Below are 13,971 nucleotides of genomic sequence, written 5' to 3' on the forward strand. Positions count from 1 at the left end.
CGCATTCTCAACAGGATGTGAGCCAGCCTTTCTCCTTTTGCCGCGTTCTTAGAAGCAGACGTCGCACAATTCTGCCGGAGGAGGACATGCGTTGGCCGATACGGTTCTGATCACCGGCGGTGCTGGATTCATCGGGCGTCATCTCGCGCACGCCCTGCTCTCGGCGGGCCACAAGGTCCGCATTCTCGACAGCTTCATCGACCAGGTGCACGGCGATCGCGGGACCGACGGCCTCGACGCCGATGCCGAAATCATCCGCGGCGACGTTCGCGATGGCGAGCGTGTTGCGGCCGCCCTGCGCGGTGTCGACAAGGTCGTGCACCTCGCGGCCGAGGTCGGCGTCGGTCAGAGCATGTACGAGGTGGACCACTACGTCTCGGTCAACGACCACGGCACCGCGGTGCTGTTCCAGCAACTGATCAAGCAACCGGTGCGCCGCGTCGTCGTGGCTTCGTCGATGAGTGTCTATGGAGAGGGCCTGTATCGCACCGTCGACGGCAAGCTCGTCGAGGATGCGCAGCGCGTCCCGCGTCGCGCGGGCGATATCTCCTGGGATCCGATCGACGGCGAGGGGCGGCCGATGTCGCCGGTGCCGACGCCGGAAACCAAGCGCCAGAACCTCGCCTCGGTCTACGCCATCACGAAATATGTGCAGGAGCGCCTGACCCTCACCGTCGCGCCCGCCTACGGCATGGAGGGTGCGGCGCTGCGGCTGTGGAATGTCTATGGACCCGGTCAGGCGCTCTCGAACCCCTACACGGGGGTGCTCGCGATCTTCGCCGCGCGGCTGCACAACCGCCAGCCGCCGATGATCTTCGAGGATGGCCAGCAGCGCCGCGACTTTGTCCATGTCGAGGATGTGGCGCGCGCCTTCCGGCTGGCGCTCGACCATCCCAACGCCGCCGGCGGCGTCTTCAATATCGCCAGCGGCGTCGACCGCAGCGTCACCGAGGTGGCTTCCGATCTCGCCGAGGCCATGGGCCATGCCGGGCTGCGGCCGGAGGTCACGCAACAGGCGCGCGCCGGCGACATCCGGCACAACATCGCCGATATCGGCCTCGCCCGTACGCGGCTCGGCTACGCGCCGCAGCGGCTGGATTTCCGCTCCGACCTCGCCGAGCTCGCGGAATGGGTGGGGCGCCAGGCGGCGCAGGATCGCGTGCAGGATGCGCGGCGCGAACTCGAGCTGCGCGGACTCGTCGCATGAACGACGCAGCCCCGCCGGCCGTGACGCATCGCCGCCCCATCCTCGTGACCGGCGGCGCCGGATTCATCGGCTGCAACCTCGCCGATCGCTTGGCGAGCGACGGCCACGACGTGCTGGTGTTCGACGCGCTCACCCGCGCCGGGGTCGAGGGCAATCTGCGCTGGCTGCGGCAGCGGCACCCGCAGCGCGTGACGTCGGTCATTGCCGATATCCGCGACGGGGACGCGCTGGCCAAGGCCGCGGGTGAGTGCAGCGCCGTGTTCCACCTGGCGGCCCAGGTGGCAGTCACCACCAGCCTCACCGACCCGCAGGAGGATTTTTCCATCAACCTCCAGGCGACGGTGCAGCTGCTGGAGGCACTGCGCCGCAATGGCGGCCAGGTGCCGCTGGTCTTCGCCAGCACGAACAAGGTCTATGGCGACCTCGCCGACGTCGCGCTGGAGAAGCACGAAGATGCCTGGCTGCCGCGTGACGCGACGCTGCGAAGCTCTGGGATCGCGGAGGATCGGTCGCTCGAATTCCACACGCCCTATGGCTGCTCCAAGGGCGCGGCGGACCAGTACGTGCTCGACTTCGCGCGCAGCTTCGGCCTGCCCGCGGCGGTGCTGCGGATGAGCTGCATCTATGGCCAGCGCCAGATGGGCACCGAGGACCAGGGCTGGGTCGCGCATTTCCTGATCCGCGCCCTGCATGGCGAACCGATCAGCATCTTCGGCGATGGCTGTCAGGTGCGCGACGTGCTCGACGTGGGTGACGCGGTAGGTGCCTACATCGCGACCTGGCGGCGGATCGACAGCGTGCGCGGGCGTGCCTTCAACCTCGGCGGTGGCCCGGACAATGCCATCAGCCTGCGCCAGCTCATCGCGCGGATCGAGGCGCTGACCGGCGAGCGCGTGGTGACGCGACACGAATCATGGCGGGCCGGCGACCAGCGCTACTTCGTCTCCGACACGCGCCTCGCGACGGAGGCCCTGGACCTCCCGCCGCCACGGCCCTGGCGCGACGGCGTCGCCGACCTCGCGACCTGGCTGCGCGCGCATGGCAGGGCGCGAGAGGCCGCGTGACCGACGCCGCGGCGCGCCTCCGTCTGCTGATGACCACGGATGCCGTGGGCGGCGTGTGGACCTATGCCACCGACCTTGCGCGCGGCCTGGCGGCGCGCGGCGTGGTGACGCATCTGGCGCTGCTGGGTCCGTCGCCGAGTGCCGCACAGGCGGCGCAGGCGGCGACCATCCCGGGGCTGACCTTGCATGACACCGGTCTGCCGCTCGACTGGATGGCCGGCACGCCGGACGCGATCCGCACGGCGGGCGTGGCGATCCGGAACCTCGCGGCAACGCTTGGCGTGGACCTCGTGCACCTCAACAGCCCGGCACTGGCGAGTGCCGGTGGGTTCGGGGTCCCGGTGCTCAGTGCCTGCCATTCCTGCCTCGCGACCTGGTGGGCCGCGGTGCGCGGCGGGCCGATGCCGGCGGCGTTCGCCTGGCGGTCGGCGCTGCTGCGCGAGGGCTATCTCGCCTGCGACGCGCTCGTCGCACCGTCGCGCGCCTTCGCCTCGGCGACAGCCGAGGCGCATGCGCTGCCGAGCTCACCGGTAGCGATCCACAATGGGCGCGACGCGCCGGATTGCGTGCATACCGCGGCGATGGACGCGGTCTTCACCGCCGGCCGCCTCTGGGATGCAGGCAAGAATATCGCGGCGTTGGACCGTGTCGCCGCGCATCTGCCCTTCCCGGTCCTGGCGGCGGGACCGCTCGAGGGTCCCGAGCGCAGCCGCGTCTCCTTCGCGCACCTCACCAGCCTCGGGTCTCTCGACGACGCGGGGATGGCGGCGATCTGGCGCGGTACGCCCCTCTATGCGGCACCGGCCCTCTACGAGCCCTTCGGCCTCGCGGTGCTGGAGGCGGCACAGGCGGGCTGTGCGCTCGTGCTCGCGGACATCCCGAGTTTTCGCGAGCTCTGGAGTGACGCGGCGCTGTTTGTCGACTGGTCCGATTCGCACGCCGTTGCCGGTGCCATCCGCGCGCTGATGGGCGATGCCGCTGAGCGTGCCCGGCTCGGCGCAGCAGCGCGCGACCGCGCGGCGCGCTACGGCCTGGATGCCATGGCCGAGGCGACGCTTGCCCAGTATGAGGGGCTGCTCGCCGGCGGCCGCCGCGAGGCTTCCGCGGCATGAAGATCGTCTATTTCACCCACTCGCTGCTGTCGTGCTGGAACCACGGCAATGCGCATTTCCTGCGTGGCGTCCTGCGCGAGCTGATCCATCGCGGCCATGACGTCGTGGCGCTCGAGCCGCGGGATTCCTGGAGCCTCGGCAACCTCATCGCCGAGCACGGGCTCTCGGGCCTCGACAGCTTCCATGCGGCCTATCCGGAATTGCGGCCTCAGCAATACGCGAGCCTCGCCGAGATCGAGCCCGCGCTCGACGGCGCCGAACTGGTGCTGGTGCATGAATGGAACACACCCGCCCTGGTCGCCGAGCTCGGCCGCCGCCGGCGCCTGGGTGCCCCCTTCACCCTGCTGTTCCACGATACGCATCACCGCGCGGTCAGCGAGCCGGAGGCCATGCGCGCCTATGATCTCGATGGCTATGACGGCGTGCTCGCCTTCGGCGCGACGCTCGCGCAGACCTATCGGGATTGGGGCTGGGGTGATCGCGCCTTCATCTGGCACGAGGCCGCGGACACGCGTTTGTTCCGGCCGCCCGCGCAGGAAGGCGCACGCAGCGGCGCCGTGTGGATCGGCAATTGGGGCGACGGCGAACGCGGCGCCGAGCTGGAGGAATTCCTCCTGCGACCGACGCGCGACGCGGGCCTGCCGCTGACCATCCACGGCGTCCGCTATCCAACCGAGGCGCAGGCGCTGCTCGCGCGCCACGGCGCCACGCTGCGCGACTGGCTGCCGAATGCGCGCGCGCCGGACGTCTTCGCGCGCCACCTCGTCACGCTGCACGTCCCACGGCGCTTCTACGCGACCACCCTCCCGGGCATCCCGACGATCCGTGTCTTCGAGGCGCTCGCCTGCGGCATCCCGCTGGTCTCGGCGCCGTGGGAGGACAGCGAGGCCTTGTTCCGCCCCGGCGTGGACTACCTGGTTGCCTCCTCCGGCGCGGTTGCGACGCGCCAGTTGCGGGACCTCGCCTCGGATGCGGAGATGCGGCGCGAACTCGTCGCCAACGGCCTTGAGAGCATCCACGCGCGGCACAGCTGCGCGCACCGGGTGGACGAGCTCATGACCATCTCCGACTTGCTGCGCATGCCGGTGGCGCAGGCATGACGCCCGATGCCATCCGCGCCGAGATCACGCGTCTCGGCCCCTGGTTCCACAACATGGAGCTGGGCGGCGTCGCCACCGCCCCCGACCATCCCCTGGGCGACTATCCGCGCGTGAAGTGGCGCCATTTCGCGGCCAGCATTCCCGCCGATCTGCGCGGACAGACCGTGCTCGACATCGGCTGCAATGGCGGCTTCTACGCGATCGAGATGGCGCGCCGCGGCGCCGACCGCGTGGTCGCCATCGACACCGATCCCCGCTACCTGGCCCAGGCGCGCTTCGCCGCCGATGTCGCCGGCGTGGCCATCGCGTTCCGCGAGCTCTCGGTCTTCGATGTCGGCAGGCTCGGCGAGCGCTTCGACATCGTGCTGTTCATGGGCGTGCTCTATCACCTGCGCCATCCGCTGCTCGCGCTCGACCTCATCCACGAGCACGTCGCGCGTGACCTGCTGGTGTTTCAGTCCCTCCAACGCGGCGAAACGCACGTCGCGCCGGTCGCGGAGGACTATCCCTTCGCCGACGTCGCGCCCTTCGCCGAGCCGGGCTATCCGCGCCTGCATTTCGTCGAGCACGGCTACGCCGGCGACGTCACCAACTGGTGGATCCCCAACCGCGCCTGCACCGAGGCGATGCTGCGCAGCGCCGGCTTCGCGATCGAAGCCCGGCCCGAGGACGAGGTCTACCTGTGCCGCCGTGTCGCCGCGCCCTATGGCGCCGCGGCCGTCTACCCCAGTGCCGGAGAAGCCCCATGATCGAAGCCGCGATGATCTGGAACGAGCCCAACAACAAGTCGCACTGGGACCCGCTGCTCGACCCGGACTGGAGCCGCTTCGCCCGCATGGCGCGGCTGGCCGGGGAGGCGATCCATGCCGAGAATGGCTCTCTCACGCGCGTGCTCGGCGGCATGTCGCCGATCGACCCCGGCTTCATCCGGCGCATGCAGGACCAGGGCGCGCTCACCGCGATGGATGCGGTCGCGGTGCACGGATTTCCGCTCGACTGGAACCTGTGGTCCATCCATGAGTGGCCGGAGAAGCTGCGCGAAATCGAAGCCGCGACCGCGCTTCCGGTCTGGGTGTCGGAGGTCGGCGTCTCCTCCTTCGGCGCGGAGGAGGTGCAGGATTGGGGGCTGGCGCGCACCGCCGCCCTGCTCAAGGGCCGGGCACCGCGGATCCACTGGTACAGCCTCTACGATCTGCCGCGCGCGTGGGAAGCGACGACGCGCCACCGCGAGGCGGAAGGCTCCTCCTACTACCGGCACTTCGCCATGGGCCTGCTGCGCGAGGATGGCACGCCGAAGCCCGCGCTCGAGACCTTCGGGCGCCACACGCCGGAATTCGGCCTGTGCCAGTGGTTCCACTACCAGGATCACCGGCTGGACGAGGCGGTGCGCTGGATGCAGCGCCTGGGCGTGCGGCACCTGCGGACCGGCCTGTCCTGGGCCGACAGCTTCCGCCCCGATGCGCTCGCCTGGTTCGACCGCCAGATGGACGCGCTACGCGACTTCGACGTGACGGTGACCTTCTGCTTCACGCCCGAGCATCGCGGGATCGAGCCGCACCACACCAGCCCGCCGCTGGTGCCGGAGGAGTTCGCCGAGTTCTGTGGCGCGATGGTCCGGCGCTACGCCTAGGCCGCCTGCTGCCGCTGCGCAGCGCCGGCCCGGCGGAGGAAGCGCAGCACCGCCGCTTCCTCAGGCCGCAACGCATGCGCCTCTGCGCCGGCAGCCATCAGGCGCAACGCCAGTCCGCCGCCGAGATAGGCCTCCTGCACCGCAGGATGGATGTAGCATTTGCGGCAGATGGTGGGCGTGTTCCCCAGCCGCGCGGCGGTCGCCTTGATCGCCTCGTTCAGCTGCCGTTTCAGCGCGGTCTGGCTCTCAGCCCTGGGCATGGCGAGCAGCGCGAAGGTGGCGTTCACCGTCGCCGCCCAGGTGCGGAAATCCTTGGCCGTAACGCCCTCGCCGGTGATCTCGCGCAGGTAGGCGTTCACGTCCGACGAGCCGATGCCCTGCAGCGCGCCATCCTCGTCGAGGTACTGGAACAGCTGCTCGCCGGGCAGTTCCTGGCAGCGCCGCAGCACGCCGGCGACGCGCCGGTCCTCGAGCTTCAAGCGCCATATCTTGCCGCCCTTGCCGCGGAAGTGGAACCGCATCGCGCTGCCCTGCACCGCCACATGCTCGTTGCGCAGCGTGGTGACGCCGTAGCTTTCGTTGGTGCGGGCGTATTCCTCGTTGCCGACGCGCGCGAGCGTGGTCTCGAGCAGCCGCACCACGGTCGCGAGCACCTTCGCGCGCGGCAGGCCGCGCAGTTCGAGATCGGCGGCGACGCGCGCGCGGATGGCCGGCATGCTCTCGGCGAACTGGGTGAGGCGGGCGAACTTGCCGCTGTCGCGATGGGTGCGCCAATCGGCGTGGTAGCGGTACTGCCGGCGCCCGCGCGCATCGGTGCCGATCGCCTGGAGGTGGCCATCGGCATCGGCGCAGATCCAGACATCCTGGTAGGCGGGTGGGATGGCCAGCATCCGGATGCGCTGCAGGGCGGTGGCCTCGCGCAGCGGGCGCCCGTCGGGATCGACGTAGCGAAAGCGGGGTGGCTTGCCGAGGCGGCGCAGGCCCGGCTCACCGACAGTGACGTAGCGAAGCCCGGGGATGATCAGGGAGGTCGACATCATTCTTCCGCGTTGGACCCACTGGAATTGGGTAGGTCCAACGCGCTTGCAGGAAGCCTCGCGGGAAGATGAAGGCCCGCGCGATGCGGGCCTTCATCCTGCCCTCAGCGGCGATGGGCTTCGCGGCCACGCTCGGACGAGGCCCAGCCGTGGCTGTGGACCAGGCCGTCATCATGTTCGGGCTCCGGCGCCGGGCGGTTCACATGGGCCTCGCGGCCGCGCTCGCCGCAGGCCCAGGCATGGCTGTGCACCAGGCCGTCATCATGGTCGATGGTGCTGATCGGGTTGGACATGGTCGTGCTTCCTTCAGTCTGTGTGTGTGGGTGAGGGATCAATGGGCCGGCGCGTCGTGGAACTGCGCCGTCTCGGTGCTGTGTTCCATCGCGGTGGTGCTGGAGCGTCCGCCCGAGGCCGCCATCGCGACCGCGTCGAAGTAGCTCACGCCCACTTCGCGCTGGTGGCGGATGGCGGTGAAGCCCTCGGCCTCGGCGGCGAATTCGGCCTGCTGGAGCTCGCTGTAGGCGCCCATGCCGCGGTCCCTGTAGCCGCGCGCCAGCTTGAACATGGACAGGTTCAGGCTGTGGAAGCCGGCGAGGGTCACGAACTGGAATTTGTAGCCCATGGCGCCCAGCTCGCGCTGGAATTTGGTCGCCGCCTCGATGCCCATCTTCCGCTGCCAGTTGAAGCTGGGCGAGCAGTTGTAGGCGAGCATCTTGCCGGGGAATTCGCGGTGGATGGCCTCGGCGAAGGCGCGCGCATCGTCGAGATCCGGGTCCGACGTCTCCCACCACAGCAGGTCGGCATAGGGGGCGTAGGCCAGCGAGCGCGCGATCGCGTAGGCCTTGCCCATCTTCGGCCGGATGCGGAAGAAGCCTTCCGCCGTGCGGTCATTGCCGATGAACGGCCGGTCGCGCTCATCCACATCGGCCGTGAGCAGCTGCGCGCTCTCGGCATCCGTCCGGCAGAGCAGCACGGTGGGCACGCCCTCCACATCGGCCGCGAGGCGGGCGGCGTTGAGCGTGCGGATATGCTGGCTGATCGGCACCAGCACCTTGCCGCCGAGATGCCCGCACTTCTTCTCGCTCGCGAGCTGGTCCTCGAAATGCACGCCCGCGGCACCGGCGGCGATCATCGCCTTCATCAGCTCATAGGCATTCAGCGCGCCGCCGAACCCGGCCTCCGCATCGGCCACGATCGGCGCCATGTAGTGGGTCTGGTCGTCGGCCTTGCCCTCGATGCGCTCGAGTGTGGCGATCTGGTCGGCGCGGCGCAGCGCGTTGTTGATGCGCGTCACCACCTGGGGCACGGAATCCACCGGATACAGCGACTGGTCCGGGTACATGGTACCGGCCGAATTCGCATCCGCAGCCACCTGCCAGCCCGAGAGGTAGATCGCGTTCAGCCCGGCCTTGACCTGCTGCAGCGCCTGCATGCCGGTGAGCGCGCCCAGCGTATTCACGAAGGGTTCGGATTTCAGCAGCTGCCACAGCCGCCGCGCGCCGCGGTCGGCCAGCGTGTGCTGGACGCGGAAGCTGCCGGCCAGGCGCTCGACATCGGCGGGGGTGTAGTCGCGGCGGATGCCGTCGAACCGGCCGGGCTCGGGCGCGGGCCCGCCGGCGCTGCCATCGGGGGCCAGGACGGGGGTGGGGTTGGGACGCATGGTGCTCAATCCTTCTGGTCACCGGAGACGACCGGCGCACGTCAATAATTGACACTGCGCCGCGCAAAAGCACGGGCATTCTCGCGTTTCACCGCGCAATCCCGTAGGGTTCCGCACAGACCTCCGCGTGAATCCGTAAAGGCTGTAAACCCATGAGCCGTCCCATGATCGGTCGGACCGTTCGCCGCATCCGCCTGGAGAAGGCGATGACGCAGCAGGCCCTGGCCGCGCGGCTGGGCATTTCCGCGAGCTACCTGAACCTCATCGAGCACGACCAGCGGGGCGTGACCGCCTCGCTGCTCATCAAGCTGACCGAGGCGCTGCAGATCGATCTGGCCCATCTCTCCGGCCATGCCGAACGCCAGACCGAGGCGGGCCTGCGCGAGGTGCTGTCCGACCCCATGCTCGGCATCGAGGAGGTGCCGGAGGCGGAGATTGCGGCCCTCGCCGGCTCCGCGCCCAACGCCGCGCGCGCGATGCTTGCGCTGTACCGCGCCTGGCGCGTGGCGCGGGAGGACAGCTCCGGCATCGCGCTGCCCTCCGGCCGGCGCATCCTGCTGCCCACCGAGGAAGCGCGCGACCTGTTCCACGAACGCGCGAACCATTTCCCGGTGCTGGAAACGCTCGCCGAGCGCATCGGGCGGGAACTTCAGGCGAGCCCGGCCGAACTCAACCACGCCATCGCCGAGCGCCTCCGCGGCAAGCACGGGCTGCGCATCGTGGTCGGCCCACTGGAAGGCGCGCTCCGCCGGCATGACGCGGCCACGCGCAGCCTGCTGCTCTCGGAATCGCTGCCGCGCGAAAGCCGCGGTTTCCACATGGCCTTCTGCCTCATGCTGCTCGAAGCCCGCGACGCCGTCGAAGACGCGCTGGCCCCGCACAGCCCCACCTCCACCGAGGCCGCCTCGATCATCCGCATCGGACTGCTCAACTACGCCGCCGGCGCGCTGCTGATGCCCTACGCCCCCTACCTGGCCGCCGCCCGCGCGCTGCGCCACGATGTCGAGGCGCTGGCCGCGCGCTTTGGCGTCAGCTTCGAGCAGGCGAGCCACCGCCTCTCCACCCTGCAGCGCGATGGCGCCCGCGGGGTGCCATTCTTCTTCCTCCGCGTCGACCCCGCCGGCAATGTGGACAAGCGCTTCTCGGCGGCCGGCTTCCCCTTCGCCCGCTTCGGCGGCAGCTGCCCGAAATGGATCGTCCATCACGCCTTCGCCACGCCCGGCACGCTGCGCGTCCAGGTCGCCGCGCTGCCGGATGGCGCGACCTTCCTGTGCTTTGCCCAGAGCGTGACCGGCCCAGCCCCGCGCTGGGGCGAACCCGCCCCCGTCCACGTCATTGCCATGGGCTGCGACATCGCCCGCGCGCCGGAGCTGGTCTACGCCGACGGCCTGGACCTCGAGGCCGCCACGGTCGGCATCGGCCTGTCCTGCCGGCTCTGCGCTCGGGAGGATTGCCGATCCCGCGCCTTCCCGCCGCTGGAGCATCGCCTGGCACTCGACCCCGCGATCGAGGGTGCCAGCCCCTGGCGATTTGAAACCGCGCGCGCCCCTGCGCCGTAGCGTCTCCGCGCTACCTGCCCTACACGGCCCGCAACCGGAGACCGCCATGCCCAGCCTCGCGACCCGCCTGCTGAAGGACCGAAGGCTATGGGCGGTCGCGGCCGTCATCGCCGTGATCGTCGCGATCCGGCTGAGCGGTGCGGCGGACTACCTCAGCCTCGACACGCTGCGCAGCGTGCGCGGCACGCTCACCGGCTGGGTCGCGGAGCATCGCCTGCTCGCGGCACTCGCCTACATGGCCACCTACGTGGTCACCACGGCTCTGCTGCTGCCCGGCGCGGTGCTGCTGACGCTCACCGGCGGCTTCCTGTTCGGCGCGGTCATCGGCACCGGCCTGACGGTCGTCGCCGCCACCATCGGCGCGATCATCATCTTCTCCACCGCGCGCGCCGTCTTCGGCGCGAATGCGCTGGAACGCTTCGGCCCGCGCGCCAAGGCCCTGGTCGAGGGGCTGCGCCGCAACGCCTGGTCCTATCTGCTGGTCCTGCGCCTGGTGCCGTTGTTCCCGTTCCTGCTGGTCAACATCGTGCCGGCCTTCGCCGGCGTGCGACTGCGCGTCTTCGCCATCACCACGCTGTTCGGCATCCTGCCCGGGACGGCGGTGTTCTCGCTCTCTGGCGCCGGGCTCGGGCGCACGCTCGACAGCGGCGGCGCGCTCGATCTCGGCTCCATCCTGACGCCGGAAATCCTGATCGCGCTGTGTGCCCTGGCGGCACTCTCGCTCGCCGCCATCCCGCTCAAGGCGCGCTTTGCCCCGGCGCCGGCGCCCGCGCCGGCTCCGGCGACCCCCACGCCACCGCCCGCCTGACCCGGGTCATTGGGGCCCGGCGCAACCTGATCTAGGCTGCGCGCGGGAGGACAAGGCGATGCTGACGGTCTATGGCCGCACCAATTCGGTGAATGTTCGAAAAGTGCTGTGGCTGCTCGACGAGTTGGGCACGCCCTACCAGCGCCTGGATGCCGGCATGGAGCATGGTGTGGTCGACACGCCCGAATACCGCGCCATGAACCCGAACGGCCGCATCCCCACCATCACCGATGGCGCGCTGGTGCTGTGGGAGAGCAATGCCTGCCTGCGCTACCTGGCCATGAAGGCCGGCGAGCGGGGCGCCACGCTCTACCCCCCGGACCCCGCCGCGCGCGCCAGCGTGGATCGCTGGCTGGACTGGCAGCTCTCCACCCTCGGCGGCGCCGAGCGCATGATGTTCTGGGGCGTCGTCCGCACGCCGCCCGAAAAGCGCGACATGGCGGCGGTCCAAAAGTCCGTGGCCGATTCAGGCGCCTGCTGGCGCATCATCGACGCCCGCCTCGCCGATGGCCGCGGCTTCATCGAAGGCGAGGCGCTGACGCTGGCCGACATCGTGCTCGGCGCCTATGCCGGCCGCTGGTTCGGCGTCCCCGTCGAGGGCAAGGCTTCGCTGCCGAACCTCGAGCGCTGGTTCGCGACGATCAGCGCCCGCCCCGGCTACGCCCGCTGGCTCGGCGGCCCGCTCACCTGATCCGGGAGACACCCATGCACGACCTTACCATCCGAGAAATCCGCACCACGCTGCTGCGCATGCCCTGGCCGGAGGATCCCTGGCTCGCCGGCCACCCGCTCGGCCCAACGCGCGACCTGCTGGTTTTGGACATCACGACGGCGTCGGGGATCACCGGCATGGGCTACCTGCATCTGCTCAACCTGCCGCTGCATCGCGCCATCGCCGCCTGCATCGAGGATGCGATGGCGCCGCGCATCATCGGCCGCGATGCGACCGCCGTTGAAGGCATCTGGCAGGACCTCTGGCGCTCCACCGTCACCGGGGGGCGCGGCGGCGTGACGATGATGGCGCAGTCCGCGATCGACATTGCGCTGTGGGACATCGTCGGCAAGGCGGCGGGGATGCCGCTGCACCGGCTGTGGGGCCACGTGACCAGCAAGATCCCGGTCTACGGCAGCGGCGTTTTTCGCGACCTGCGCGGCGACGGCATGATCGCCAAGGCGCAGCACTTCGTCAGCCAAGGTTTCCAGGCGATCAAGATGCAGGTCGCCCATATCGGCGACTGGCGCACCGACGTGCAGAACGTCCGCCGCATGCGCGAGGCGCTCGGCCCCGACATCGAGATCATGATCGACGTCAACATGGGCTGGTCCGCCGAGGTCGCGATCCACGCCGGGCACCGCATGGCCGAGTACGACGTCTACTGGCTCGAAGAGCCCGTCCTGCCCGACGACCACGCGGGCTACATCCGCTGCGCCGAGGCGCTGGACATGCGCATCGTCGGCGGCGAGACGCATTTCGGCCGTGCCGACCTCAAACCTTTCCTCGAGAACCCGCGCCTGCCGATCCTGCAGCCGGACCCGATGCGCGGCGGCCTGACCGAACTGCGCAAGATCGCCACCGTCGCGGACACCTGGGGCATGACCATCGCGCCGCATCTGTTCCCGGAGCTGAACGTCCACCTGCTCGCCAGCATCCCCAACGCTGGCTGGGCGGAGCAGATGGGGCTGCTCGACGATGTGTGGGTCGCCCATCCGGTCATCGCCGATGGCTTCATCACCGCGCCCGAGACGCCGGGCCACGGGCTGGCCTTCAAGCCCGAGGTGCTGGCCGACTTCGTGCTGCGCTGAAGCAGCGCGGGTTCAGGCGCCGATCAGGCGCAGCGGCCCGGGCATGTCCGCGACCGTCATGCCGAGCGTGCCAGCGGCATCGCCATCGGCCTGCACCGGCACGCCCTCGCCGGTCAGGGAAACGCGGCTCGCGCGCAGCAGCCGCACCCCGGGCATCGACGGCAGCAGGTTCAGCGGCAGCGCCGCACCGAGCACCGCGGTCGAGAGCCAACCGCGCGCCGAGAACAGCGCCACGTGGAAGCCGGGCTCGCCCTGCTTCGCCTCGGGCGCGAGGCGATAGCGCCCGGCATAGAGGCGGCCCTTGGTGATGATGGCGCTGGTCGCGTGGTGGATCTCGCCATCCATATCGACCGTGATGCGTGGGAATTGGTACCGGTGCAGCTGGCGCAGCGTCTCCAGCACATAGGCCCCCTTGCCAATGCGGCGCTTGAGCCCGGTATCGAGGTCGCGCACCACCGCCGCGTCGAACCCGGCGCCGAGCATCTGCACGAACAGCCGCGCGCGCCCATCCGAGAACCGCGCGAGGCCCGGCCGCAGCTCCACCATCCGCCCGCTGGCCAGGCGCCCGGCAGCGTCCTCGGGGCGCATGGCCAGGCCCATCTCCCAGGCCAGCACATTGGCCGTGCCCAACGGCAGCACGCCGAGCGAGGCATCGGACCCCGCAATCCCGCTCGCCACCTCGGCGATGGTGCCGTCGCCGCCGGCCGCGATCACCAGCGCCTCGCCGCGCGCGGCCCCGTCACGTGCCAGCCGCTCCGCATCGCCCGGCCCCGCCGTCTCGGCGAGCTCCGGCCGCATGCCGAGGCCGAGCATGGTGTCGAGCGCACGGGTCAAGCGACGCCGACGCCGCGCACCAGCGGCAGGGTTGAAAACAACGAGCATGTGAGGGGGCTTCTCGCAGTGTGGGGGTTACAGTTTCGCGTCGTGGCGACTTCCATAGCATGACAGCGCAGAAATCAATGGTTTCACGCAGGATTCACGCGGTTTCTGC

At 70.2% G+C, this 13,971-nt stretch carries 14 protein-coding genes; 10 read left to right on the forward strand and 4 right to left on the reverse strand.

The genetic code is table 11. The annotated features are described in order from the left end of the window. Window positions 1-91: 91 nt before the first annotated feature. From GXW79_RS03685 to GXW79_RS03710, 6 genes are read left to right on the forward strand one after another with little or no spacing between them, the layout of a single operon-like run. The gene (locus GXW79_RS03685) at window positions 92-1,207 is read left to right on the forward strand and encodes an NAD-dependent epimerase/dehydratase family protein (protein WP_211872976.1); all 1,116 of its coding nucleotides are present in this window, start codon (window positions 92-94) and stop codon (window positions 1,205-1,207) included. Further along, the gene (locus tag GXW79_RS03690; RefSeq protein ID WP_211872977.1) at window positions 1,204-2,271 is read left to right on the forward strand and encodes an NAD-dependent epimerase/dehydratase family protein; all 1,068 of its coding nucleotides are present in this window, start codon (window positions 1,204-1,206) and stop codon (window positions 2,269-2,271) included. The genes GXW79_RS03685 and GXW79_RS03690 overlap by 4 nt, the downstream gene beginning before the upstream one ends. Continuing rightward, window positions 2,268-3,383 (forward strand): glycosyltransferase family 4 protein, encoded by a 1,116-nt coding sequence (locus GXW79_RS03695; RefSeq protein WP_367614790.1) that lies wholly within the window; start codon window positions 2,268-2,270, stop codon window positions 3,381-3,383. The genes GXW79_RS03690 and GXW79_RS03695 overlap by 4 nt, the downstream gene beginning before the upstream one ends. After that, window positions 3,380-4,483 carry a CgeB family protein gene (locus GXW79_RS03700; protein ID WP_211872978.1) on the forward strand — a complete coding sequence of 368 codons (1,104 nt, stop codon included), beginning with the start codon at window positions 3,380-3,382 and terminating at the stop codon, window positions 4,481-4,483. Before GXW79_RS03695 ends, GXW79_RS03700 begins: the two co-directional genes overlap by 4 nt. Then, on the forward strand, window positions 4,480-5,232 hold the full coding sequence (locus GXW79_RS03705) for a TIGR04290 family methyltransferase (RefSeq protein WP_211872979.1): 753 nt from the start codon (window positions 4,480-4,482) through the stop codon (window positions 5,230-5,232). The genes GXW79_RS03700 and GXW79_RS03705 overlap by 4 nt, the downstream gene beginning before the upstream one ends. Further along, on the forward strand, window positions 5,229-6,113 hold the full coding sequence (locus tag GXW79_RS03710; RefSeq protein ID WP_211872980.1) for a beta-xylosidase: 885 nt from the start codon (window positions 5,229-5,231) through the stop codon (window positions 6,111-6,113). The genes GXW79_RS03705 and GXW79_RS03710 overlap by 4 nt, the downstream gene beginning before the upstream one ends. On the opposite strand, the gene GXW79_RS03715 is transcribed toward GXW79_RS03710, so the two are convergent. The 3 genes from GXW79_RS03715 to aceA all read right to left on the reverse strand — a co-directional run bounded on the left by GXW79_RS03715 (window position 6,110) and on the right by aceA (window position 8,810). Beyond that, a complete protein-coding gene (locus GXW79_RS03715; protein ID WP_246503668.1) occupies window positions 6,110-7,150 on the reverse strand; it encodes a DNA topoisomerase IB in 1,041 nt (346 codons plus the stop codon). The genes GXW79_RS03710 and GXW79_RS03715 overlap by 4 nt on opposite strands. Before the next feature lie 104 nt (window positions 7,151-7,254). After that, complete coding sequence (locus GXW79_RS03720) at window positions 7,255-7,443, reverse strand: hypothetical protein (protein WP_211872982.1); 189 nt, start codon at window positions 7,441-7,443, stop codon at window positions 7,255-7,257. A gap of 38 nt (window positions 7,444-7,481) precedes the next feature. Next, a complete protein-coding gene (gene aceA, locus GXW79_RS03725; protein WP_211872983.1) occupies window positions 7,482-8,810 on the reverse strand; it encodes an isocitrate lyase in 1,329 nt (442 codons plus the stop codon). Between the two features lie 152 nt (window positions 8,811-8,962). Here aceA and GXW79_RS03730 point away from each other — a divergent pair, with 152 nt between their 5' ends. The 4 genes from GXW79_RS03730 to GXW79_RS03745 are packed head-to-tail and all read left to right on the forward strand — an operon-like array spanning window position 8,963 to window position 12,980. Then, window positions 8,963-10,369 carry a helix-turn-helix domain-containing protein gene (locus tag GXW79_RS03730; RefSeq protein ID WP_211872984.1) on the forward strand — a complete coding sequence of 469 codons (1,407 nt, stop codon included), beginning with the start codon at window positions 8,963-8,965 and terminating at the stop codon, window positions 10,367-10,369. A gap of 46 nt (window positions 10,370-10,415) precedes the next feature. After that, complete coding sequence (locus tag GXW79_RS03735; RefSeq protein ID WP_211872985.1) at window positions 10,416-11,177, forward strand: TVP38/TMEM64 family protein; 762 nt, start codon at window positions 10,416-10,418, stop codon at window positions 11,175-11,177. Window positions 11,178-11,235: 58 nt separating this feature from the next. Then, window positions 11,236-11,868 (forward strand): glutathione S-transferase family protein, encoded by a 633-nt coding sequence (locus GXW79_RS03740; RefSeq protein ID WP_211872986.1) that lies wholly within the window; start codon window positions 11,236-11,238, stop codon window positions 11,866-11,868. Between the two features lie 14 nt (window positions 11,869-11,882). Continuing rightward, window positions 11,883-12,980 (forward strand): mandelate racemase/muconate lactonizing enzyme family protein, encoded by a 1,098-nt coding sequence (locus GXW79_RS03745; protein ID WP_211872987.1) that lies wholly within the window; start codon window positions 11,883-11,885, stop codon window positions 12,978-12,980. 12 nt (window positions 12,981-12,992) lie between these two features. On the opposite strand, the gene GXW79_RS03750 is transcribed toward GXW79_RS03745, so the two are convergent. After that, the gene (locus GXW79_RS03750; RefSeq protein ID WP_211872988.1) at window positions 12,993-13,862 is read right to left on the reverse strand and encodes a diacylglycerol/lipid kinase family protein; all 870 of its coding nucleotides are present in this window, start codon (window positions 13,860-13,862) and stop codon (window positions 12,993-12,995) included. Between the last annotated feature and the right edge of the window lie 109 nt (window positions 13,863-13,971).

Origin of the sequence: Plastoroseomonas arctica (assembly GCF_018128965.1) — a bacterium.
Lineage (GTDB): Bacteria > Pseudomonadota > Alphaproteobacteria > Acetobacterales > Acetobacteraceae > Plastoroseomonas > Plastoroseomonas arctica.

Excerpts from the sequence above, each read along its gene's own strand:
- GXW79_RS03705 (WP_211872979.1), top strand. The coding sequence starts at position 4,480 with ATGACGCCCGATGCCATCCGCGCCGAGATCACGCGTCTCGGCCCCTGG.
- GXW79_RS03690 (WP_211872977.1), top strand. The coding sequence starts at position 1,204 with ATGAACGACGCAGCCCCGCCGGCCGTGACGCATCGCCGCCCCATCCTC.
- GXW79_RS03740 (WP_211872986.1), top strand. The coding sequence starts at position 11,236 with ATGCTGACGGTCTATGGCCGCACCAATTCGGTGAATGTTCGAAAAGTG.
- GXW79_RS03720 (WP_211872982.1), bottom strand. The coding sequence starts at position 7,443 with ATGTCCAACCCGATCAGCACCATCGACCATGATGACGGCCTGGTGCAC.
- GXW79_RS03750 (WP_211872988.1), bottom strand. The coding sequence starts at position 13,862 with ATGCTCGTTGTTTTCAACCCTGCCGCTGGTGCGCGGCGTCGGCGTCGC.
- GXW79_RS03700 (WP_211872978.1), top strand. The coding sequence starts at position 3,380 with ATGAAGATCGTCTATTTCACCCACTCGCTGCTGTCGTGCTGGAACCAC.
- GXW79_RS03715 (WP_246503668.1), bottom strand. The coding sequence starts at position 7,150 with ATGTCGACCTCCCTGATCATCCCCGGGCTTCGCTACGTCACTGTCGGT.
- GXW79_RS03730 (WP_211872984.1), top strand. The coding sequence starts at position 8,963 with ATGAGCCGTCCCATGATCGGTCGGACCGTTCGCCGCATCCGCCTGGAG.
- GXW79_RS03745 (WP_211872987.1), top strand. The coding sequence starts at position 11,883 with ATGCACGACCTTACCATCCGAGAAATCCGCACCACGCTGCTGCGCATG.
- GXW79_RS03710 (WP_211872980.1), top strand. The coding sequence starts at position 5,229 with ATGATCGAAGCCGCGATGATCTGGAACGAGCCCAACAACAAGTCGCAC.
- GXW79_RS03735 (WP_211872985.1), top strand. The coding sequence starts at position 10,416 with ATGCCCAGCCTCGCGACCCGCCTGCTGAAGGACCGAAGGCTATGGGCG.
- aceA (WP_211872983.1), bottom strand. The coding sequence starts at position 8,810 with ATGCGTCCCAACCCCACCCCCGTCCTGGCCCCCGATGGCAGCGCCGGC.